This is a genomic window from Massilia atriviolacea (assembly GCF_003953935.1).
GTDB lineage: Bacteria > Pseudomonadota > Gammaproteobacteria > Burkholderiales > Burkholderiaceae_D > Telluria_A > Telluria_A atriviolacea.
On sequence record NZ_RXLQ01000011.1, the window covers coordinates 162049 to 184582 of the forward strand.

Below are 22534 nucleotides of genomic sequence, written 5' to 3' on the forward strand. Positions count from 1 at the left end.
CCGCCCGAAAGCCGCAGCCTACAAGCTCAGCCTGAATAATGTCGCACATTTCGGCAAAGAAACCTTCCATACCGGTAAGCGTTCCACAACCGCACAGTCACGCGTGATAGCCCTCCCCCGCCTTGTTCTTGCCCCTGAAAAGCCAGAACACCATGACCGTGTAGGCCAGGATCAGCGGCAGCAAAATGGATGCGCCCACCAGGTAAAACAGCTGCGAACTCGGATGCGCCGCCGCCTGCCACACGGTCAGCGCGGGCGGCACCACATACGGCATGTTCGACAGCACCAGTGCGCCCATCGCCAGCAAAAACAGGCCGACCGCCGCCGTGAACGCCAGCACCCCGCTATCCTGGCGGATGGCGCGCCAGCACAGCCACGCCGACAGGGCGGTGGCCAGCGGCACCGGGACCAGGAAGAACAGGTTCGGCAAACTGAACCAGCGCTGCGCGACGCGCGGGATCTGTAACGGCGTCCAGATGCTGACCAGCACGATAAAGCCCAGCAGTCCGGCCAGCAGCGCCGGCGCCATCTTGCGCACCCTGGCGGCAAGCGCGCCATCGGTCTTCATCATCAGCCAGGCCGCACCCAGCAGCGCATAACCGTTGAGCAGGCCCAGCCCGCACATCAGCGCGAAGGGGCTGAGCCAGTCGAAGGGGCCGCCGGCGAACTGGCCGTCGCGCACCCGGATCTCTTGCAGCAGGCCGCCCAGGATCACGCCCTGCGCAAACGCGGCAAGGGTGGAGCCGGCGGCGAAGGCCCCATCCCAGATGCGCTGGTGCCCCTTGGCCACCCAGCGGAACTCGAAGGCCACGCCGCGAAAGATCAGCGCCAGCAGCAACACCAGTACCGGCAGGTACATGGCCGGCAAGATGATGGCGAAGGCCTTGGGAAACGCCGCCCACAAGGTCACCCCGCCCAGCACCAGCCAGGTCTCGTTGCCGTCCCAGAAAGGCGCGACCGAGTTCATCATCTGGTCGCGCGCGGATGCGTCGCGGAAGCAGGGAAACAGGATGCCGATGCCCAGGTCGAAACCGTCGAGCACGACGTACATCGACAAGGCCACGCCCAGCACCAGCGCCAGAAGCACGGGCAACAGCTCGCCGGGATCGCTCATGGTGGCACCCACGGCTGCGCCGTCGGCTCGGGCCGGCCGCCCGCCAGCGGACGGTTGGGCAAGGTTTCCGGCCCGGGCAGCGAGGCTTCCGGACCCTTGCCGATCATCTTGCCGATATACCAGACGCCAATCGAAAACACCACCATATACACCAGCACGAACAGCGCCAGCGACGTGGCAACCTGGGCCGCCGTGACCGGAGAGGCCGCCTGTGCGGTACGCAGCACCCCGTACACGATCCACGGCTGGCGCCCGATTTCGGTCACCATCCAGCCGGCCAGGATGGCGATGAAGCCGAGCGGCCAGGCGCGCGCCAGCGGCCGCAGGAACCAGCGCGCGTCCATCAGGCGCTTGCGCCACCACAACCAGGCGCCGATCCAGCCGGCGGCGATCATCAGCAGGCCCAGCCCGACCATCAGGCGGAACATGAAAAACACCGGCGGCACGGGCGGGCGCTGGTCGGCGGGAAAATCGAGCAAGCCGCGAAAGCGCCCGTTCCAGTCGTGCGTGACGATCAGGCTGCCCAGCTTGGGGACGGCCACTTCGGCGCGGTTGCGGCCGGCGGCGCTGTCGGGCCAGGCGAACAGGACCAGCGGCGCCGGGCGCGCACCGTCCCAGTGCGCCTCGATGGCGGCCACCTTGGCCGGCTGGTAGCGCAAGGTGTTCAGGCCATGCAGGTCGCCGACCACGGCCTGCAGCGGCGCCAGGATCGCCAGCATGCCCAGGCCCATGTGCAGCATGGTGTGCGCTTCCGGCATGAAACGGCCCGCCAGCGCGTAGCGGGCGCCGGTCGCGCACACCACCAGCGAGGTGGTCAGGTAGGCGGCGATCATCATGTGCGTGAAGCGGTACGGAAAACTCGGATTGACAATGATGTCGAACCAGCTGACCGGGTAGGCGATGCCCTGCTCCATCGCAAAGCCGGCCGGGGTATGCATCCAGCTGTTGGCCGCGAGGATCCAGAAACCGGACAGCGCGGTGCCGAACGCGACCGCGATGCAGGCCAGCGTGTGCAGCCATGGCGGAAAGCGATTCCAGCCGAACAGCATGATCCCGAGGAAGCTCGCTTCGAGGAAGAAAGCGGTCAGCACCTCGTAGCCGAACAGGGGTCCCAGGGTGTTGCCGACGATCTCGGCGAAGCGGCTCCAGTTGGTACCCAGCTGGTATTCCATGACGATGCCCGACACCACGCCCATCGCGAACGACACGGCGAAGATCTTGGTCCAGAAGCGCGCCAGCGTGTGGTAATGCGCGCGTTTTGTACGCAGCCACAGCACCTCGAGCGTGGCGATGAAGGCCGACAGTCCGATGGTAAAGGCCGGAAAAACAATATGAAACGCGATCGTGAATCCGAACTGGATTCGCGAGAACAACACCGCGTCCATGCCTGCCACCGTATCCATTGCCGCTCCGCCCAGTCCCTCGCTCAGTCCCTGCACCCCGATCTGCCGGCTCCATGCGCCGGCGCGTCGATCCGGACCTGGCGGCTGTCGACATAGCCGCGCAAGCGCGTGATCTTGCCGCCCTCGTCGAATTCGAGCAGGGTCACGCCTTCGTCGTCGACCGGCTGGCCCTGCGGACCGGTGCCGACCGAGCGCCAGAAGAGGCCCGCGCAGTAGTCGGCGACGGTGATGTGGGAGAAGGTGGACTGCACCGTGCCGAAGCTGGCCCGGTAACTGCGCCAGAAGGCGGCGATCCGCTCGCGGCCCGCATGGTCGACAAAGGGATTGCGCAGCTGGGCATTGTCGCCGAACAGTGCGGCCAGTGCGTCGACCGCGCATGCATCGCCGTCTTCAAGGCGGCGCAACTGGTCGATGAAGCTGAGCGCGTGCTGCCTGAATTGTTGCTGGTCCATTGTTTCCCCGCAGTAGATGGGCAATCTCGCCCGGATACTGGTCAGAGTGCGCGATGGCGCAAAAGTTCGGAGCGATGCGCGCGATGGATGAAAAATCGCTACCGTCAATGCGCAGAGGGAGGATGCGGCAAGGCCGGTGGCACAGCGTGGGCGCGCGCGGCGCTGCTTGTCAGGGCGTCGGTGCAGGCCGCGGTTCCGGCTGGACGAGCGGCGCCGGCGGCGTGGATGAGGCGGCCGGCTGGTCCGGCGCTGGCGCCACAGGCGAGGCTGGAGGCAGGCGCGCAGCAAGGTTACTCATCTGTGTGCCCAGATACAGGCCATGGCCGACCATGCCGATGAACAGCGTCATGGCGATGCCGACGCACCATTTCATTATGTTCGTCAACGCAAGGTGCAATTCCACGCAAGGCGTCGATCTTTTCGCTCAGGTCGGAACGCATCTTTTCCATCCGGATGCTGACGTCAGCCACGTCGGCCTTGGTAGCCAGGGTCGGCAGGATGGTGTCGAAACGCGTTTCGAGCACGGTGAGGCGGCGGTCCATATCGCCATCATACGGCGGCCCCCCGCCTGCTGCAACGGACGCACGTTTGCTATCGGGCGCCTCTGGCCCGCTCGGCACGGCATTCATACTCATCGACCTTCCCCGGTTGGCACGGCACGCGCCGCGCCAACCAGTGTAGGCCTGTACGATTGCCACAGTCATGCTTTCCTTGGGCATCTTGTCGTGAATCAGACGAGCGTCGGACGAAAGGAACTAAATGCACGCTCAACGCGATGGCGGTGGCATAGCGCCGTCCGCCGGACGATCCCGAGGCGGCGCCAGCGGCGCGTTGGCAACCGGCAAACGCGCGGAGAGATTGTGAATCTGATTGCCGATCTGGCTAGTGACTTGTTGTGCGACCTGATTACTCAGGTAAATTCCGAAACCGACCATGCTAAATATGACAGTCATGGCAGGAGCCCCAAACCACATCATCGCCTTCATCAACTGACTTTGCACTTCCTTGCTCAGCTTCCCCATTTCTGCACGAAGCCCCGTCCCCAGTTCATTCATCTCCCGGCGCAATTCGGAACCCTGCACGGCGATTGCTGCGCGCAATTCGGAGCCCTGCGCGGCGATTTCTCCGCGCAATTCGGAACCTGACTCGTTTATCTTCCCGAGCAGCTCGGATCGCATCTTCTCCAGATCAAGGCGCACATCGGCCAAGTCAGCCTTGGTCGCCAGGGTCGGCAAGATGGTGTCAAACCGCGTTTCGAGCACGGTGATGCGGCGGTCCATGGCGCCATGATCCGGCGGCCCACTGCCAGCCGCCGCTGGCGCACGTTGGTCGTCAGGCTCCTGTGGCTCGCTCGGCACGGCATTCATACTCATCGACCTTCCCCGGTTGGCACGGCACCCGCCGCGCCGTCAAGTGTAGGCCCGTACGATTGCCGCCATCATGCTTTCCATCGGCGCCTTGCCGTGAATCAGACAAGGAAACGATGAGGGGAACCAATCCGAAAAATCGAAAAACCCAGCGCTGCTCGACCAGGCTCAGTCCGGCACGATGGCCGTCACCTCGATTTCCACGCGCGCCCGGTCTTCCATCAGCCCGGCCACCTGCACCGCGGTCATCGCCGGAAAATGCCTGCCGATCAGCTCGCGATACGCCGCCCCGACTTCCTTGTGCGCGCCGAGGTACTCGTGCTTGTCGAGCACGTACCACGTCATGCGCACGATGTGTTCCGGCCGCGCACCGGCCTCGGCCAGCACATCGACCACATTCTGGAGCGCCTGGCGCACCTGTCCGGCGAAGTCATCCGTGTGGAACACGCCCTGCCCGTCCCAGCCGATCATGCCGCTCACGCTTACCGTGCGTCCGCTGGCCGCCACGCCGTTCGAATAGCCGCGTGCCCGCACCCATCCCGGCGGTTGAAGAAATTCCATGCTATGCCTTCCCTTCCCGCAGCGGCGCCGCCTCGCGCAGCAGCTCGCGCGCGATGATCAGTTGCTGCACCTCGGTGGCGCCTTCGTAAATGCGCAGCGCGCGGATGTCGCGGTACAGCCGCTCCACCGGATGTTCGCTGACCACCCCCATCCCGCCGAACATCTGCACCGCCGCGTCGATGACCTTCTGCGCCGTTTCGGTGGCCGTCATCTTGGCCATCGCCGCCTCCCTGGTGACCTTGCGGCCCTGGTCGCGCTGCCACGCGGCCCGGTACGTCAGCAGCGCCGCCGCGTCGATCCCGGTGGCCATCTCGGCCAGCTTGGCCTGGGTCAGCTGGAAGTCGGCCAGGGTCTGCCCGAACATCTTGCGCGTGGCGGCATGCGCGATCGCCTCGTCGAAGGCGCGCCGCGCAAAGCCCAGCGCCGCCGCCGCGACCGAGGTGCGGAACACATCGAGCGTCGCCATCGCCACCTTGAAGCCCTGCCCCGCGTCGCCCAGGCGCTGCGATGCCGGCACGCGGCAGCCGTCGAAACGCAGGCGCGCCAGCGGGTGCGGGGCGATCACCGCGATCCGTTCGGCCACCGAGAAGCCCGGCGTATCGGCATCGACGATAAAAGCACTGATGCCGCGCGCGCCGGGCGCTTCGCCGGTACGCGCAAACAGCACGTAGAAGTCGGCGATGCCGCCGTTCGAAATCCAGGTCTTCTCGCCATCTAACACATAGTCGTCACCGTCCGCCACCGCCGCGCACTGCATCGCCGCCACGTCCGAGCCGGCCTGCGGCTCGGACAGCGCAAACGCCGCAATCGCCTCGCCGCGCGCCACCCGCCCGAGATAGCGCTCCTTGTTGGCGGCGCTGCCGAACAGCGAAATCGCGCCCGATCCCAATCCCTGCATGGCGAAGGCAAAATCGGCCAGGCCGTCGTGGCGCGCCAGCGTTTCGCGGATCAGGCAAATGGCGCGCGTGTCGATGGCGCCGACGGCATGATCGAGCCAGCCGCCCGCGCCCAGCCGGCGCACCAGCGCGCGGCAGGCGTCGTCCACATCGCGGCCGTGGGTGGGCGCGATGTGCTCGCGGGCCCAGGCGTCCAGCGCCTGCTCCAGCGCGGCGTGGCGGGCGTCGAAGAACGGCCAGTCCAGATAGGTCTTATCCGCCATCTCAGTCCCCCTCGAACGCCGGCCGCTGCCTGGCCACAAAAGCGTGATAGGCGCGGTGAAAGTCGTTGGTCGCCATGCAGATCGCCTGCGCCTGGGCTTCGGCCTCGATGGCTTCGTCCACGCCCATGTTCCACTCCTGCTGCAGCATTTTCTTGGTCATGCCATGCGCGAAGGTCGGCCCGGAAGCGAGCGACCCCGCCAGCGCCTGGGCGTCGGCCAGCAGCGCATCCGGTTCGCTGATGCTGTTAAAAAAACCCCAGCGTTCGGCCTCGATGCCCGACATCGAGCGGCCCGTGTACAGCAGCTCGGCCGCGCGTCCCTGCCCGATCACGCGCGGCAGCAGCGCGCAGGCGCCCATGTCGCAGCCGGCCAGCCCGACCCGCGTGAACAAAAAGGCGGTCTTGCTGCGCGCAGTCCCCAGCCGCATGTCCGACGACAGCGCCAGGATCGCCCCGGCGCCCGCGCAGATGCCGTCGACCGCGCTGATCACCGGCTGCGGGCAGGCGCGCATCGCCTTGACCAGGTCGCCCGTCATGCGCGTGAAGGCCAGCAGGCCCGGCATGTCGAGCTGCGTCAACGGCCCGATGATGTCGTGCACATCGCCGCCCGAACAAAAATTGTCGCCGGCGCCGGTAATGACCACCGCCTTCACATCGTCGGCGTACGCCAGCGCGCGAAACAGGTCGCGCAGCTCGGCATAGGACTCGAAGGTGAGCGGATTCTTGCGCTCCGGCCGGTTCAGGGTCAGGGTCGCCACCGCGTCCTCGACCTCGAAACGAAAATGACTGGCCTGGTACGACGCCAGCGCGCTGCGGTTGCCGGGCAGTTGCTGCGCCTGGCCTGGTAGGTAACGCATGGGATTCCTTATTGAAGATGCTGTTTCATTTGCGAGAGCAGCGCGATCAGCTGCCCCTTGTCGTCGGGCGAGATATCCTTGAGCAGGTCGGCGATCCACTCCTCGTGCACCACCGCCATCCTGGCAAAGGCGATATGGCCCTCCTGCGTGAGCTTGACGCTGTAGGCGCGCCGGTCCTTCGGGTCGGGCACCCGCACCACCAGCGCTTCCTGCTCCAGCTGGTCGGTGATGCCGGTGATGTTGCCGCCGGTGACCATCATGCGCTTGGACAGCTCGCCCATGCGCAGTCCGTCCGGATGGCGCTCCAGCTGCGCCATCAGGTCGAAGCGCGGCAGGGTGATGTCGAAGGTCGTGCGCAGGCGGCTGCGGATCTCGTTCTCGATGCGCACGGTGCACGAGAGCATGCGCAGCCACAGCTTGAGCGACTGGTGATGGTCTTGCGTCAGGCGGCTGGCCAGGTCCAGCACCGCGCCGTCGTTGTCTGGTGTGGTGTCGTCCATCAGCCCTCCAGCAACCTGGCAGCAAGCTGCTGCGGGGTCAGGCCGGCGCCGGCGGCGGCCAGCTGGCGTTCGCGTTCCAGGTTGCGTTCCAGCTGCTGCTTGGCCGGCCGGTACGGCTTGGGCCAGGCGATCTCCGAAAAGCCGATCTTCGCCGTTTCGGTCAGGGTCCACGCCGGGTTGGCCAGGTGCGGCCGCCCCACCGCGCACAAGTCGGCGCGGCCGGCGGCGATGATGCCGTTGGCGTGATCGGCCTCGAAAATCGAGCCCACCGCGATCGTCGGAATCTTCGCCTCATTGCGCACGCGGTCCGCGAACGGGGTCTGGAACATGCGTCCGTACACCGGCTTTTCGCGTTTGCTGACCTGGCCCGACGAACAGTCGATCATGTCGGCGCCCGCCTCCTTGAACAGGCGCGCGATCCGCACCGCGTCGTCGGGCGTGATGCCGCCGTCGACCCAGTCGTGCGCCGAGATACGCACGCTGACCGGCTTGTCCACCGGCCAGGCCGCACGTATCGCGCGGAACACCCGCAGCGGATAACGGCAACGGTTCTCCAGCGTGCCGCCGAATTCGTCGTCGCGCCGGTTGGTCAGCGGCGAGATGAACGACGACAGCAGGTAGCCATGCGCGCAGTGCAGCTCCAGCCAGTCGAAGCCGGCGTCGTCGGCGGCCTTGGTGGCGCGCACGAAGTCCGCCTCGATGCGGTCCATGTCGGCCATCGTGGCGGCGCGCGCGGTCTGCGACACGCCCTCCAGATACTGTTCGTCGGACGCCGCCACCAGCGGCCAGTTGCCGCTCTCGAGCGGCTGGTCGATCCCGTCCCACATGGCGCGGGTCGATCCCTTCGGCCCCGCATGGCCCAGTTGCAGCGCGATTCTGGCATCCGAACCGGCATGCACGAAGTCGACGATGCGCTTCCATGCCGCCGTGTGTTCGGGCGCGTACATGCCCGGGCAGCCTGGGGTAATGCGCGCATCGGCCGACACGCAGGTCATCTCGGCAAACACCAGCCCCGCGCCACCGAGCGCCCGCGCGCCCAGGTGCACCAGGTGGTAGTCGCCGGGCACGCCATCGAGCGCCGAATACTGCGCCATGGGGGAGACCACGATGCGGTTCTTCAGGGTGACGCCGCGCAGCTTGAAGGGGGTGAGCATCGGCGGCACGCGCGCGCCGGCCGGCGCCTCCACGCCGGCCTGTTCGCAGGCGCGCCGTGCGATCCAGGCTTCGAAGCCGGCCACGTAGCCGGGGTCGCGCAGGCGCAGGTTTTCGTGCGACAGGCGCTGGCTGCGGGTGAGCATGGAGTACGCGAACTGCGGCGCTTCCATGGCGGTGTAGCGCTCCACGTTCTCGAACCACTCCATCGAATTGCGCGCCGCGCTTTGCAGCTTGAGCACTTCGACCGCGCGCACTTCCTGGTAGGCCGCCAGCGCCCGCGCCGCATCGGCGTGCGCGCCGAAGCAGCGCGCCAGCTCGATCGCGTCTTCCAGCGCCAGCTTGGTGCCCGAGCCGATCGAATAATGGGCCGAGTGGGCGGCGTCGCCCATCAGCACCACCGGGACCCGGCCCGAGCCAAGCTCGTTCCAGTGCACCCACTGCGCGCACACCACGCGCGGGAAGGTGATCCACATGGCCGAACCGCGCAGGTGCGGCGAATTCGACATCAGCCCATGCCCGTCCAGCTGGTCGGCGAACAGGCGCTCGCAGTACGCAATGCCCTCCTCCTGCGTCATCGTGTCAAGGCCGGCGCGGCGCCACACGTCTTCCGGCGTTTCGACGATGAAGGTCGAGGTGTCGCCGTCGTACTGGTAGATATGCGCCTGGAACCAGCCGTGCTCCGTCTGCTTGAAGGCGAAGGTGAAGGCATCGAATTTCTTGCGCGTGCCGAGCCACACGAAGCGGCAGCGGCGCGCCTCGATCTCGGGTTGATAGGTGTCGGCGTAGCGCTTGCGGGTACGGCTGTTCAAGCCGTCGGAGGCGATCACCAGGTCCGCGCCGTAGCGGGCGGCGAGCGCCTGGTCGTCCTCGACCTCGCTCTCGAACACCAGCTGCACGCCCAGTTCCTCGCAGCGCTGCTGCAGGATATTGAGCAGGCGCTTGCGCCCGATTCCGCAGAAGCCATGCCCGCCCGAGGTGATCTTTTCGCCCTTGAAAAAGATGTCGATATCGTCCCAGTGATTGAACGACTGCAGGATCGCGCGCGCGCTCGCCTGGTCGGCGTTTACCAGGTTGCCCAGCGTCTGGTCGGAAAACACCACGCCCCAGCCGAAGGTGTCGTACGGCCGGTTGCGTTCGACCACGGTGATCTGGTGGGACGGGTCCTGCTTTTTCATGAGCAGGCTGAAATACAGTCCGGCGGGGCCGCCGCCGATACATACAATATTCATGAGCTTGGTCGTGAGTTTAGGGGATGCGCTAGGCGGCGCGCAGCTTGAAGCGCTGCAGCTTGCCGGTTTCGGTACGCGGCAGTTTGTCGATGAACCTGAGCGAGCGCGGATATTTATAGGGGGCGATCTGCAGCTTCACGAATTCCTGCAGCTGCGCGGCCAGCGCCTCGGTCGGCTCGAAGCCGTCCCTGAGCACCACGTGCGCCTCCACCACCTGGCCGCGTTCCTCGCAGGGCCGCCCGACCACGCCGCATTCGGCCACCGCCTCGTGGCGCAGCAGTACTTCCTCGACTTCGGCGCCGGCGATGTTGTAGCCGGCCGAGATGATCATGTCGTCGGTGCGCGAGCGGTAATAGAAGTAGCCGTCGGCATCCATCTCGTAGGCGTCGCCGGTCAGGTTCCAGCCGTCCGTCACGTACTCTTTCTGGCGTTCGTCGGCCAGGTAGCGGCAGCCGGTCGGTCCCTTCACCGCCAGGCGCCCGATCGTGCCCGGCCCCACCTGGCGGCCCTGGGCATCGAGAATGCAGGCCTGGTAGCCCGGCACCGGCTTACCGGTCGCGCCGGGCCGGATCGCGTCGCCCGCCGCCGAAATGAAGATGTGCAGCAGCTCGGTGGCGCCGATGCCGTCGATCATGCGCAGCCCGGTCGCCGCCTTCCAGGCCTCGCGCGTGGCCAGCGGCAGCGCTTCGCCGGCCGACACGGTCCGGGTCAGGGACGACAGATCGTAATTGGCGGCCAGCGGCGCCATCTGGCGGTAAAAGGTGGGCGCGGTAAAGCACACGGTGGCGCGGTATTTTTCGATGGCCGCCAGCAGCGTGTCGGGCGTGAGTTTTTCGAGCAGGACGCCGGCGCCGCCGACCCGCATCGGGAACAGCAGCAGGCCGCCCAGCCCGAAGGTAAAGGCCAGCGGCGGCGTGCCGATGAAAATATCGTCCGCGCGCGCCTGCAGCGTATGGCGCGGGAAGCAGTCGCAAATGGCCAGCACGTCGCGGTGGAAGTGCATGGTGCCCTTGGGGATGCCGGTGGTGCCCGAGGTAAAACTGATCAGGCATACATCGTCGGCGGCGCTGGCGTGCGCGGCGAACGGCAGCCGATGGCGCCCCATCATGGCCTCGAGCGCGGCGGGATTGTCCGGATCGTTGAAGGTCAGCACATGGCGCGGCAAGGCGGCGATGGCGTCGATCTCGCCGCGCAGGCTGGCCGCGCACAGCACCGCGTCGACATTGGCCTTGTCGACGATGGCGGTCAGTTCGCGCGCGCGCAGCAGCGGCATGGTGGGCACCGCGATCAGGCCGGCCTTGAGCACCGCCAGCAGGCAGGCGGCCATCATCGGGTTGTTCGCGCCGCGCAGCAGCACGCGGTTGCCGGTGACCAGTCCGAGGTCGGCGCGCAGCACGTGGGCGATGCGGTCGACCCGTTCGTGCAGCTGCGCGTAGGTCCAGCTTTCGTGCTCGCCGACGACCGCGATGCGCTCGCCCGCCCCGCGCTGCACGGTGGCGTCGAGCAGTTCGGCGGCGCAGTTCAGCTGCGACGGATACTGGAGTTCGGGCAGGTCGAACAGGAAGGCGGGCCACTGGCCCGGCGGCGGCAGGTGTTCGCGCGCAAAGCCGTCCTGGTAGGCCGAGGCGCTCAATGGCGATGCGTTCGAATGTGTCATGGTCGCCCCGAAAAAAGTGTCAGTCATCCTTCGACAGATACTTTAGACTTAAACTATCACAACATCAAGCGCTTTCGCGCGCAGGCCTCAGGAAGGCTCGCCGTTGCGCTTGAGCGCGACGCTCTGGTGCATCGCCGAGCGCACCACCTCGGCCAGCGCCAGCTTGACCTGGTCCGCGTCGAGCGCGCCGGGCGGCAGCGACTTGAGCGTTTCGGCCGCGCCGTTCAGGCCGAGCGTGAGGCAGCCGGCGTGCAGGCGTTCGATGCGCACGTGGGCCGCGCTATGGTCGCCGCGTTCGAGCAGCTCCGCGATGTCGGTGCCGGCGACGGCCACCTGCGACTGCAGCCCGCCCAGGTAGACCATCAGGCGGTCGGCGCCGATCCCCAGGCGCAGCAGGGTGGCCTGGACTTTTTCGGCGCGCGGCGCCACCGCGATCGGGTCGCTGCCGGTCAGGCCGGCCATGTGCTCGCGCACCTGATCGCCCTGGAAGGGCTTGACGATATAACCCGAGGCGCCAAGGCCGCTGGCCTGGTCGACCGTGTCGCGGTCGGTGGCCGAGGACACCAGCACGAAGGGCATCGCGCCCAGGGCGCCGTCGGCGCGCACGCGCTGCAGCAGGTCCATGCCGGACAGGCGCGGCATGCGCAGGTCGCAAAAGCAGATCGCCGGACGCAGGCCGTTTTCGAGCTGGTCCCAGGCGTCGGCGCCGTCCTCCGCTTCGAGGATCTCGAACTTGCCGCAGGAGTCGATCAGGTGCATCAGCACCATGCGCGATACGATGTCGTCATCCACTACCAGAACCTTCATTTCGCCACCTCCCGTACGCGCGAACGCCACAAAACACACTTCCCAGCCTGAACCAATAGTATATACGCCAATATTACAGCATATGCATGGCGGGTCAGCGCCTGGCGGGCCCCGCGTTGTCGTACGCGGACAGCAATTCGCGCAGGCGCGGCATGGCCGCGGCGATCGCGTCCCAGCGGCGGGCGTCGGCCGCTTCTTCCATTTCGCCCGAGAGCTGATGCAGTTCGGTCGCCTCCAGGTAGGACGAGCTGCCCTTGAATCCGTGCAGCAGGCGCCCCGCCGTTTCGGCATCGTGCATGACGATGGCCTGTTCCAGGTCGGCGCGCCGGCCCGGCAGGTCGCTGGCGAAGGCGGCGCGCATGCGCGCTTTCAGGTCGCTGGCGCGGCGTCCGGCGTTGTGCGCGGCCGGTCCGGCCAGCGGCGCCGGGCCGGTATCGACGCCGAACATGGCGTCCAGTTCCGAGGTGCTCGGCGCCTTTTCCACGCGCGGCTGCGGCATCGGCGCCAGGCTGATGCCGCGCTGGAGCTGGCGTTCGATGGCGCGGCTGAGGTGATGGTGCAGCGCCGCTTCGTCGATCGGCTTGGTCAGGAAGTCGTCCATCCCGCAGGCCAGGTAGCGGCTGCGGTCTTCCTCGCTGGCGTTGGCGGTCAGGGCCACGATCATCAGTTCCTGGTCGCGCACCGGCGCCTCGGGCGGGCCGCCGGCGCGGATCAGGCGCGTGGCGGAGGCGCCATCCATCTCGGGCATGCGCCCGTCCATCAGGATCAGGTCGTAGCGCGTGCGCGCGCATGCCGCCACCGCCAGCAGGCCGTTGTCGGCGATGTCGACCTTGTGCCCCAGGTCTTCCAGCATCATGCGGATGATGATCTGGTTGGTCGGGAAGTCTTCCGCGCACAGGACCTTCAGGCGATGGCTGTGCGGCTCGCGCGGCACGTGCGGCACCATCGGCGGGGCCACGCCGTCGGCCAGCGGCAGCAGCACGCTGAAGGTGCTGCCCACGCCCTCCAGGCTGTCGACGCTGATGGTTCCGCCCATCAGCTCCACCAGCTGGCGGCAGATCGCCAGTCCCAGGCCGGTGCCGCCGTAACGGCGCGTGGTGGTGCTGTCGGCCTGTTCGAACTTCTGGAACAGGCGTTCGAGCGCATCCGGGGCGATGCCGATGCCGGTGTCGCTGACCGAAAAGCGGATCGTGTTCACGCCCGGCGTACTGTCGGGGCCGGGCGCCATCCGTTCGACCGCAAGGCGCACCGCGCCGTTGTTGGTGAACTTGAAGGCGTTGCCGACCAGGTTGACCAGCACCTGGCGCAGGCGGGTCGGGTCGCCCACCACGAAGCGCGGCAAGTCGTCGGCCAGCGCCACGTCGAAGCCCACGCTCTGGGCGGCGGCCTGCTCCTCGAACAGGCTGACCACGTTTTCGACGGCGGCGGTGAGCGCGAAATCGATGTTCTCGATGGTCAGCTTGCCGGCCTCGATCTTGGAAAAGTCGAGCAGGTCGTTGATGATGGTCAGCAGCGACTGCGCGTTGGCCTGGCCGCGCAGGATCTGTTCGCGCGTGTTTTCCTGCAGCTGGCCGTCGCGCAGCGCAAAACCCAGCATGCCGATCACGCCCGCCAGCGGGGTGCGCATTTCATGGCTCATATTGGCCAGGAATTCCGACTTCTGGCGCGTCGCGTCTTCCGCCTTCTGCTTGGCCAGGCGCAGGCGCTCGTCGTTTTCCTTGAGCGCCTGATTGGCCTGCGCCAGTTCGTCCGTGTGCAAACGCACCTGGCGTTCCTGCTCGACCAGGCGCGCCTGGGTTTCTTCCAGTTCGCGGTAGGCGCGCGCATTGTCGAGCGCCACCGCCGCGTGCGCGGCCAGCGTCTTGAGCATGTCCAGGTGCACGCGGTGGTAGGCGTTGTACTCCACGCTCTGCACGCACAGCACCCCCATCATGCGCTCCTTGACGATCAGCGGCACATACATCATCGCCACCGGCAGCGAACGCGGCGTGCCGTCCACGCGCAGCGGCGGGATCGGCACCGCGCTCTGCTCGGCGTCCAGGTAGCGCGCGTATTCGGCATCGAGGTCGTTGATGAACACTTCGCGCCGGTGCTTCAGGCACCACACCGCGAACTGGTGCGGGTCGTCCAGCGGGCGCGTATAGAATTCGCTGCGCACGCCCTGGTCCATCGCGAACGGAAATTCGATCACGCCGATATCCTCGCGATAGAAGCCGATGCCGAAGATGCGCGCATCCATCAGGTGGTGCACGTGGCGGTACACGGTGCCCATGATGGTTTCCATGTCGAGCGTGGCGGTCAGCTCGCGCCCGATTTCGGACAGCACCGAGATGTTCCGGTGCGCCAGCTCCACGTTCTCTTTCTGGCGCTCGACCTCTTCCTTCTGGCGTTCGGCGTCGAAGCGGCGCTGCTCGGCCTCGGCGCGCTGGTTGTCGGCGTCCAGGCGCTGCGCTTCGAGTTCGCGCTTCTGCCGTTCCAGCAGGCGGTTCTGCTGCTCGACTTCGACCGTGCGCGCGCCGACCTGGGTTTCCAGCAGGTCCTTCTGGCGCCGCAGTCCCGACAGGCGCGCGCGGTAGGCCCACCAGGCGCTGCCCAGCACCAGCAGCACCGCCAGGGTGCGGAACCACCAGGTCTTCCATAGCGGCGGCAGGATGGTGATGACCATGCTGGCGCTGTCGTCGCTCCACACGCCGTCCTTGTTGGCGGCGCGCACGCGGAAGGTGTAGGTGCCTGGATCGAGGTTGGTGTAGGTGGCGAAGCGGCGCGTGGCGTCGGTGCTGACCCAGTTCTGGTCGAAGCCGTCGAGCCGGTACGAGAACAGGTTGCGCTGCGGCGCGGCGTAATGCAGGGCCGCGAATTCGAGCGAAAACACCGAATCGGCCGCGCCCAGGGTGACCGCGCGGGTCGATTCGATCGGTCCCTTGAACAGGCCCGGACGGGCCAGCGCGGCCGGCCGGTTGAAGATCTGGAAGCCGGTGATGACCGCGCGCGGGGCGATCAGGTTGTCGCTGATGGCCCTGGGGTTGAAGGCGGTGACGCCATTGAAGCCGCCGAAGTACATGGTGCCGTCCGGCGCGCGCAGGGCCGAGCCGTCGAAGTAGGCGCCTTCGATGGTGCCGTCGCCGGCGCTGTAGTTGCGGAAGGCGCCGGTCAGGGGATCGAAGCGCGAAATGCCGGTGTTGGTGCTGATCCAGAGCCTGCCCTCCTCGTCTTCCAGGATGGCGGCAATCGCATCGTCGGCCAGGCCGTCGGCCACCGTGTAGCGGCGGAAGGTCACCGCGCCGCCGGGGCCCGGATCGATCGTCATCCTGTTCAGGCCGGCCGCCGTGCCGACCCACAGCGCGCCCTTCCTGTCTTCGTGCAGATAATGCACTTCGTCGTGACTGAGGCTGGCCGGGTTGGCCGGGTCGTGGCGGAAGTGGCGGAATTTGCCGGTCGCGCGGTCGAGCATGTCGAGGCCGTCGAAGGTGCCGATCCACAGCTGGCCGCGGCGGTCTTCGAGCAGCGGGCGCACCACGTTGTCGGCCAGGCTGGAACTGTCGGCGGCGTCGTGGCGGTAGGTGACGACGGCGCGCGTGGCCGGGTCGAGCCGGTGCAGGCCGCCGCGCGAGGCGATCCACATGATGCCGGCGCGGTCGGACAGCATGCCGCGTATGTGGTTGCCGTCCGGGTCGCCCTCGGAAAAGGCCTGGCGCGTGAAATTGCCGCTGGCCGGGTCGAAGCGCGCCACCCCGGAATGGCTGCCGATCCACAGCATGTCGTCCTTGTCGTGCGCCAGCGCGCTGGCCGGAATCCCGGCCAGGCTGTTCGGGTTGTCCGGATCGTGCCGGTACAGGCGCGCCTGGCCGCTCTCCGGGTCGAGCCGGTTCAAGCCGCTGTTGGCGCCGATCCACAGGTCGCCCCCGGGCGCGGCGGCGATCGCGCGCACCTTGTTGTCGGACAGGGTATCGGGTATCTCGGCATGGCGCGCGATGCGCGCGAAGCCGCCGCTGTTCAGGTCGACCCGGCTCACGCCCGCGTACCAGGTGCCGACCCAGAAGGTGCCGACGCGGTCGCGGTACATGGCCGAAATCTGGTTGTCGGCCACACTGTGCTTGTCGCCCGGCAGATGGCGGTAGTTGGCGAAGCGGCGCGTGGCCGGCTGCCAGCGATACAGGCCGTCGGTATGGCTGCCGACCCACAGGTTGCGGTCGTGGTCCTGGTACAGGGTAGTGATGTAGCCCGACCGCAGGCCGTCGGGCGCCCCCAGGCGGCGCCGCTGCGAGGCGGGGCTGCCGATCTTCCAGGTCTCCAGCCCGCCCAGGCTGCCGATCCACAGGGTCTGGTCGGCGTCGACCAGCAGCGCCTGCACCATATTGTGCTTGTGATCGGTGCCGGATGCCGGATGGTGTTCGAAGGCGCGCGCGCCGATCGCCAGGCTGTCCACGCCGGACGAGGTGCCGACCCACACGCGCCCGCCGGCGTCGACCGCCAGCGCGTTGACCTGGTCGTCGGCCAGGCTGCCCTCGTCGCCCGGCACGTGGTGCCAGACCTTGAAGCGGCCGCTGACCATGTCGAAGTGCTGCAGGCCGTCGCTGGTGCCCACCCACAGGCCCTGGCGGCCGTCGCCGGCGATGGCGCGCACGTGGCGGTTGCCGTTGCCGCGCTTGACCGGTTCGTCGGGCGCGTAATGGATGAAGGTCTGGGTGGCCGGGTCGTAGCGGTCGAGGCCGCCGTCGGTCCCGATCCACAGGCGCCCGCTGTGGTCCACGTGCAGCACGCGCACCCAGTTGTTGACCAGGCTGCGCGAATCGCTGACCACGTTGCGGTAGGTGGTGACGCGGTAGCCGTCGAAGCGCGACAGGCCGGCCTGGCTGCCGAACCACATGAAGCCCTCGGCATCCTGGGCCACGGCCAGCACCGATTCCTGGGCCAGGCCCTGTTCCACGCTCAGGTGCTCGAAGCGCAAGGTGCGCGCGGGCGCGCCCTGGCTGGCCGCGAACGGCAGGCAGCACAGCGCGAACAACAGCGCGCACACGGCGCGCAGGCGGCGGATCGGGTTCAGGCAAGCGCTCCTTCATCGGGGACGCCGGCGCGCAGCCGGCTCAGTTGGCGCCGTACCGACTCGCTCACTTCGCCCAGCACCGTGGCCACGGTGCGCGCGTCGGGCAGGCCGCGGCGCGCGCTGTCGAGCTGCGCGGCCACATGCCACAGGCCCAGGGTCATGCAGCCGGTGTGCACCGAATCGATGCGCAGGCGCGCGTCGGCGCCCTCGCCGGCTTCGAGCAGGGCGACGATGGCGGCACGGCCGGCCAGCAACTGCTCGGCGAACGCGCTCAGGTAGGCCGCCAGCCGGTCCGGCCCGATGTTCAGGCGGCGCATGGTGCTGGCCGGGTCCTCGGCCAGCTTGTCGAGCGTGATGCGGAAGATCTTCTCCAGGTGGGCGCGCGCTTCGGCCGCGTGCAGCGGTTTCAGGATGTAGCCGACCGCGCCCAGGGTCACCGCCTGCAGCACGGTGTCGCGGTCCGAGGCCGAGGAGACCAGCACGAAGGGCACCTGCGAGAGCGCCGGCTCGGCCTTCATTTTTTCCAGCAGGGCGATGCCGGACATGCGCGGCATGCGCACGTCGCAGAACACGATCACCGGGTGCAGGCCGTGCGCCAGCATGTCCCAGGCGGCGACGCCGTCCTCGGCTTCGACCAGGTCGAAAATGCCGTACACCGACAGCAGGTCCATCAGCGCGATGCGCGAGACGACATCGTCGTCGACAATCAGGGCTTTCATGATGTTCTCCATGGCGGTGGGCCGCGTCACAAGGCTCAGGAGCCAAAAAAGGCCAGCACATCGGCGCGCCGCGCATGCGTGTCGCGCTGGCCGAGCTGGATCAGTTCACAGGTGTAGCTCGATTCGAACAGCAGGTACGAGGCCAGCGCCGAGCCGCGCGCCTCGGTCGCGCCGATCCCCGAGAGCATGGTGCGGATCGGGGCCGGCAGGCTGGCCGTGTGGCGGCTGGCGATCACGTCGAGCCGTTCGGACGGCGCGATCACCAGCAGTTCCACCGGCTTGAGCGGCATCTTGCTGCGGTATTGCTCGGGCAGCATCGACAGGGTCAGGTTGATCCGGTTCAGGCGTTCGATGTCGACCGCCAGGCTGTCGAGGAAAATCGAGGACATGGCGTGGCCGGCGATCTGCGCCAGGCTCGGATAGCGCGCCTGGCCTGGCGTGTCGCGCGTCGGTTCGCTCAGGCGCCCGGCGCCCACCACCAGCACCCTGGACGCGCCCAGGTGGATGGCCGGCGAGATGGGCGCGAGCTGGCGCATCGAGCCGTCGCCGCAGAATTCGCGGTGGCTGCCCAGGTACAGCGGCACGGCCGGGAAGATGAAGGGAATCGCCGACGACGCCAGCAGGTGCTCGACCCCGATCTGGTCCTGCAGGGCGATGCGCTGCATGCGCACCCACGGCGCGATGTCGGCGGCGGTCTGGTAAAAGGTGATGTGGTTGCCGGCGGTGTAGGACGAGGCGGTCACCGCCAGCGCGTGCAGCAGGCCGTCCGACATGGCGGCATCGAGGCGCGGCAGGTCGAGCATGCGGTGCAGCAGGCCCACCAGCGGCGTGTTGTCGAGCAGCGAGGCGGGCGGCGCGGCGCGCCATTTGCGCAGCAGCCAGCCGAACGAGAGCAGCGAGAGCCAGCGCGCGCCGGAACGCAGCACGCCCAGCGAGTCGGCGCGGTAGACCTGTTCGACGCGGAAGTTCTCCCACACGTCGAGCAGCTTTTGCACGCCCTCGCCGAAGTTATCGGCGCGGCAGGCCAGGGCCACGGCGTTGATCGCCCCGGCCGAGGTGCCGCAGATGATATCGAAGGGATTGCGCGCGGGGCGCCAGCCGGCCTCCCACAGGATCTGCGAGATCGCCTGCAGTACCCCCACCTGGTAGGCGGCGCGCGCGCCGCCGCCGGTGAGTATCAAGCCCGTTTTTGGTTCCGTTTCCATCCGCCAAGCGTATCAGGGTCTGCCCGCCTTGCGGAAGAAACTTATGGCTTGTACACTTTTTACAAAATCAGCATGCGGCCCGGGTCAGTCGCCCTTGGCCACGCCTTCGCGGCGCGGATCGGCCCCGCCGAACCACCACGGCTCGCCGTGGATCAGGATGCGCTGCACGCCATGCAGGCCGGAGGTCATCTCGTAGCTGCGCAGGGCATGCCCGCGCGCCTTGAGCGCATCCTGCACGGCCGGGCTGAAACGGCCGCTTTCCAGCTCGGTCGGCCCGTTGCGGCTGCCGAAGTTCGGCAGGCTGATGGCCTGCTGCACGTTCAGGCCCCAGTCCAGGGTGCCGACCAGGGTCTTGGCCACGTAATTGATGATGGCCGGCCCGCCGGGCGAACCGACCGCCAGCACCAGTTTGCCGCTCTGGCGCTCGAACACCACCGTGGGCGACATGGCGCTGCGCGGGCGCTTGCCGGCCTGCACCCGGTTCGCCACCGGACCCGAGGCATCGGCCGAGTCGAACGAAAAATCGGTGAGCTGGTTGTTCAGGATGAAGCCGCCGACCATCTGGCGCGAGCCGAACGCGTCTTCCACCGTGGTCGTCATCGACAGGCCGGCGCCTTGGCCGTCCACCACCACGAAGTGCGAGGTGGAGGCGGTTTCGATGGCATTGTCGAGCCCCCACGCCACTTCCATGCCGGGCGGCGTGCCGGCCTGGGCGGTGCCCATCGACTTGTCGCCGATCAGGGCGGCGCGCTGGCGCAGATAGGTCTTGTCGATCAGGCTAGGAATGCCGCGTCCCGGCAGCGGCACGAAGTCGGTGTCGGCCGCGTAGCGGTTGCGGTCGGCGTAGGCCAGGCGCCCCGCCTCGGTAAACAGGTGCACCGCATCGGCCCCCAGCACGCCGTCGACCGGCGCGTAGGCGCGCATGTCCTTTGTCTCGAGCATGCCCAGCATCTGCGCCACCGCGATGCCGCCCGACGACGGCGGCGGCATGCCGCACACGGTGTAGGCGCGGTAGTCGCTGCACACCGGCACGCGCAGCCTGGGCCGGTAGCCGGCGATGTCGGCCGCCGTCAGCAGGCCCGGATTGGTCGGATGGGCCGCCACCTTGGCCGCGATCTCTTGCGCGATGCGGCCCTGGTAGAAGGCGTCGGCGCCGCCGGCGGCGATCTCGCGCAGGGTGGCGGCCAGCGCCGGATTGCGCAGCACGTGGCCGACCGGCCAGGGAGTGCCTGCCTTGTCGTAGAAATAGGCGCCGGCCGCCGGGTCCTTGCGCAGGTGCTTGTCGAACATCAGCATGCCGTTCAGGCGCTGGCTGACCGGGAAACCCTTGTCGGCCATGGCGATCGCCGGCGCGAACAGGCTCTTCCACGGCAGCTTGCCGTGCTGGCGGTGCGCCATCTCCAGCATGCGCAGCACGCCCGGCGCGCCCACCGACCGCCCGCCCACCACGCCGGTGGCGCGCGAGACCGGCGTGCCGTCCTTGTTCTGGAACAGGTGCTCGTCGGCGGCGGCGGGCGCGGTTTCGCGGCCGTCGAAGGCTTGCACGTTCTTGCCGTCGTAATGCAGGAGGAAGGCGCCGCCGCCGATGCCGGACGATTGCGGTTCCACCAGGGTCAGCATCAGCTGGGTGGCAATCGCCGCGTCGATGGCGCTGCCGCCCTGGCGCAGGATCCGGTAGCCGGCATCGACCGCCAGCGGATTGGCGGCGGCGACCATGAATTTTTTGGCGGCCCAGCCGGCCTTGTCGGCGTAGCCGGTGTGGATTTCGGGGGCGTCGGCCGGGCGCACGGCGGCGTCCTGGGCCAGTACGGGCGCGCTCAGGACGAGCAGCGCGAATGGAAGGTACTTCAAGCTGAGCATGGATTCTCCAATGAGAAACGCGCGACTCCTACACGAGAGCCGCGCGTCCGATCCCGCTATCCTACAGTAAATGTTTTACTTCGGTTGCATGCGGATCGCACCGTCCAGGCGGATGGTTTCGCCGTTGAGCATGGTGTTTTCGATGATGGCACGGGCCAGGTGCGCGTATTCGGCGGGACGGCCGAGGCGCTGCGGGAACGGGACCATATTGCCCAGCGCGCCGCGCACTTCTTCCGGCATCCCCATCAGCATCGGGGTTTCGAAAATGCCGGGGGCGATGGTCATCACGCGCACGCCGCTGCGGGCCAGGTCGCGCGCCATCGGCAGGGTCATGCCGGCCACCGCCGCCTTGGACGAACCGTAGGCCGCCTGGCCGATCTGGCCGTCGAAGGCCGCCACCGACGCGGTATTGATGATGATGCCGCGCTCGCCCGAGTCCAGCGCCTCGGTCTTGCCCATGGCGTCGGCCGCCAGGCGCGCCATATTGAAGGTGCCGACCAGGTTGATGTTCACGGTGCGCTGGAACACGTCCAGCGGATGCGGGCCGTCCTTGCCCACGGTCTTGACCGCGGGCGCGACGCCGGCGCAGTTGACCAGGCCGCGCAGGGTGCCCATGGCGACGGCTGCCGCGACCACGGCCTGGCCGTCGGCTTCGGAGGTGACGTCGCACTTGACGAAGGCGCCCTTCAGTTCGGCGGCCAGCGCTTCGCCCGCCTCGACCTGCACGTCGGCCAGCACCACTTTGCCGCCGGCTCCGGCGATCATGCGCGCCGTCGCCGCGCCCAGGCCCGATGCGCCGCCCGTGATGATGAATACATTGTCCTGAATTTGCATGGTGTCCTCTTCCTCTTATCGGTTCTTTTTGACGTTTACGTAAACGTCAACTAACCGGATTGTAGCGAACTTTCCGCAGAAAACACCAGTCTTGCTGCATTAAAAACACTGGATCGTGCCGCCATGGTTGGCGCAGGTGCGCCCTTGCGGGCCGATCACGGTATTGCCCGCCGCGCCGTTGTAGCGGGTGCCGTTGACGTCGGTGCAGCCGCCGGCGTCGCAGCGGCTGATCGCGGCCGGCGGCGGCGCCACGGTCGACGGCACGATCGCCGATGGCGCCGGCTGCGGGCTCAGCGGAACCGGCGGCGGCATCGGCGGCGGCGCGTTCAGGCGCGGGCCGTAGGCAGGCATGCTGTCGACGATCTGGTGCACCGCGCGCCGTTTGGGAGGCGGTTTTTTGGGCGGAACGGGTTTGGCAGGCTCCGCCCGGACCGCGGGCGGCGCCGGCGCGGCATCCCTGCGCGCCACCGCATCGCCGGCGGCGAGCGACGCCATCAGGAGCACGGCAATTTTGAGCACGATCACGATGCCACCTCGCTGCAGGTTGATGGAGATGGCCAGCCTACCATTTTTACCCGCATCGCGCCTGCCAGAACACGTATTGACAATGGC

At 67.8% G+C, this 22534-nt stretch carries 18 protein-coding genes; all 18 read right to left on the reverse strand.

Features of this window, described 5'->3' with window-relative positions; genetic code table 11:
- Positions 1 to 97 precede the first annotated feature (97 nt).
- A complete protein-coding gene (gene cydB, locus EJB06_RS20785; protein WP_126075930.1) occupies positions 98 to 1114 on the reverse strand; it encodes a cytochrome d ubiquinol oxidase subunit II in 1017 nt (338 codons plus the stop codon).
- Positions 1111 to 2517, reverse strand: coding sequence for a cytochrome ubiquinol oxidase subunit I (locus EJB06_RS20790; protein ID WP_229427185.1), 1407 nt, complete (start codon positions 2515 to 2517; stop codon positions 1111 to 1113). The genes cydB and EJB06_RS20790 overlap by 4 nt, the downstream gene beginning before the upstream one ends.
- Positions 2518 to 2540: 23 nt before the next feature.
- On the reverse strand, positions 2541 to 2969 hold the full coding sequence (locus EJB06_RS20795) for a nuclear transport factor 2 family protein (RefSeq protein ID WP_126075931.1): 429 nt from the start codon (positions 2967 to 2969) through the stop codon (positions 2541 to 2543).
- Between the two features lie 290 nt (positions 2970 to 3259).
- Complete coding sequence (locus EJB06_RS31950; protein WP_164557980.1) at positions 3260 to 3604, reverse strand: hypothetical protein; 345 nt, start codon at positions 3602 to 3604, stop codon at positions 3260 to 3262.
- Between the two features lie 132 nt (positions 3605 to 3736).
- Positions 3737 to 4342, reverse strand: a complete 606-nt coding sequence (locus tag EJB06_RS31955) for an apolipoprotein A1/A4/E family protein (protein ID WP_164557981.1) — start codon at positions 4340 to 4342, stop codon at positions 3737 to 3739.
- Positions 4343 to 4504: 162 nt separating this feature from the next.
- Positions 4505 to 4897 (reverse strand): RidA family protein, encoded by a 393-nt coding sequence (locus EJB06_RS20805; protein ID WP_126075933.1) that lies wholly within the window; start codon positions 4895 to 4897, stop codon positions 4505 to 4507.
- A 1-nt stretch (position 4898) separates the two neighbouring features.
- Complete coding sequence (locus EJB06_RS20810) at positions 4899 to 6056, reverse strand: acyl-CoA dehydrogenase family protein (RefSeq protein ID WP_126075934.1); 1158 nt, start codon at positions 6054 to 6056, stop codon at positions 4899 to 4901.
- Position 6057: 1 nt separating this feature from the next.
- Complete coding sequence (locus tag EJB06_RS20815) at positions 6058 to 6912, reverse strand: enoyl-CoA hydratase family protein (protein ID WP_126075935.1); 855 nt, start codon at positions 6910 to 6912, stop codon at positions 6058 to 6060.
- Between the two features lie 8 nt (positions 6913 to 6920).
- On the reverse strand, positions 6921 to 7412 hold the full coding sequence (locus EJB06_RS20820; RefSeq protein ID WP_126075936.1) for a MarR family winged helix-turn-helix transcriptional regulator: 492 nt from the start codon (positions 7410 to 7412) through the stop codon (positions 6921 to 6923).
- Entirely contained in the window at positions 7412 to 9796 is a 2385-nt protein-coding gene (locus EJB06_RS20825) for a bifunctional salicylyl-CoA 5-hydroxylase/oxidoreductase (RefSeq protein WP_126075937.1), read from the reverse strand. Before EJB06_RS20825 ends, EJB06_RS20820 begins: the two co-directional genes overlap by 1 nt.
- Before the next feature lie 28 nt (positions 9797 to 9824).
- A complete protein-coding gene (locus EJB06_RS20830; RefSeq protein ID WP_126075938.1) occupies positions 9825 to 11453 on the reverse strand; it encodes an AMP-binding protein in 1629 nt (542 codons plus the stop codon).
- 87 nt (positions 11454 to 11540) lie between these two features.
- Entirely contained in the window at positions 11541 to 12260 is a 720-nt protein-coding gene (locus EJB06_RS20835) for a response regulator (RefSeq protein WP_126075939.1), read from the reverse strand.
- 94 nt (positions 12261 to 12354) lie between these two features.
- A complete protein-coding gene (locus tag EJB06_RS20840) occupies positions 12355 to 17277 on the reverse strand; it encodes a two-component regulator propeller domain-containing protein (RefSeq protein WP_229427186.1) in 4923 nt (1640 codons plus the stop codon).
- A 23-nt stretch (positions 17278 to 17300) separates the two neighbouring features.
- The gene (locus EJB06_RS20845) at positions 17301 to 18023 is read right to left on the reverse strand and encodes a response regulator (RefSeq protein ID WP_164557982.1); all 723 of its coding nucleotides are present in this window, start codon (positions 18021 to 18023) and stop codon (positions 17301 to 17303) included.
- Positions 18024 to 18058: 35 nt separating this feature from the next.
- Positions 18059 to 19228, reverse strand: a complete 1170-nt coding sequence (locus tag EJB06_RS20850) for a patatin-like phospholipase family protein (protein ID WP_126075942.1) — start codon at positions 19226 to 19228, stop codon at positions 18059 to 18061.
- An 84-nt stretch (positions 19229 to 19312) separates the two neighbouring features.
- On the reverse strand, positions 19313 to 21088 hold the full coding sequence (gene ggt / locus EJB06_RS20855) for a gamma-glutamyltransferase (RefSeq protein ID WP_126075943.1): 1776 nt from the start codon (positions 21086 to 21088) through the stop codon (positions 19313 to 19315).
- A gap of 75 nt (positions 21089 to 21163) precedes the next feature.
- The gene (locus EJB06_RS20860; RefSeq protein WP_126075944.1) at positions 21164 to 21922 is read right to left on the reverse strand and encodes a 3-hydroxyacyl-CoA dehydrogenase; all 759 of its coding nucleotides are present in this window, start codon (positions 21920 to 21922) and stop codon (positions 21164 to 21166) included.
- A 99-nt stretch (positions 21923 to 22021) separates the two neighbouring features.
- A complete protein-coding gene (locus EJB06_RS20865; RefSeq protein ID WP_126075945.1) occupies positions 22022 to 22447 on the reverse strand; it encodes a hypothetical protein in 426 nt (141 codons plus the stop codon).
- Positions 22448 to 22534: the final 87 nt, after the last annotated feature.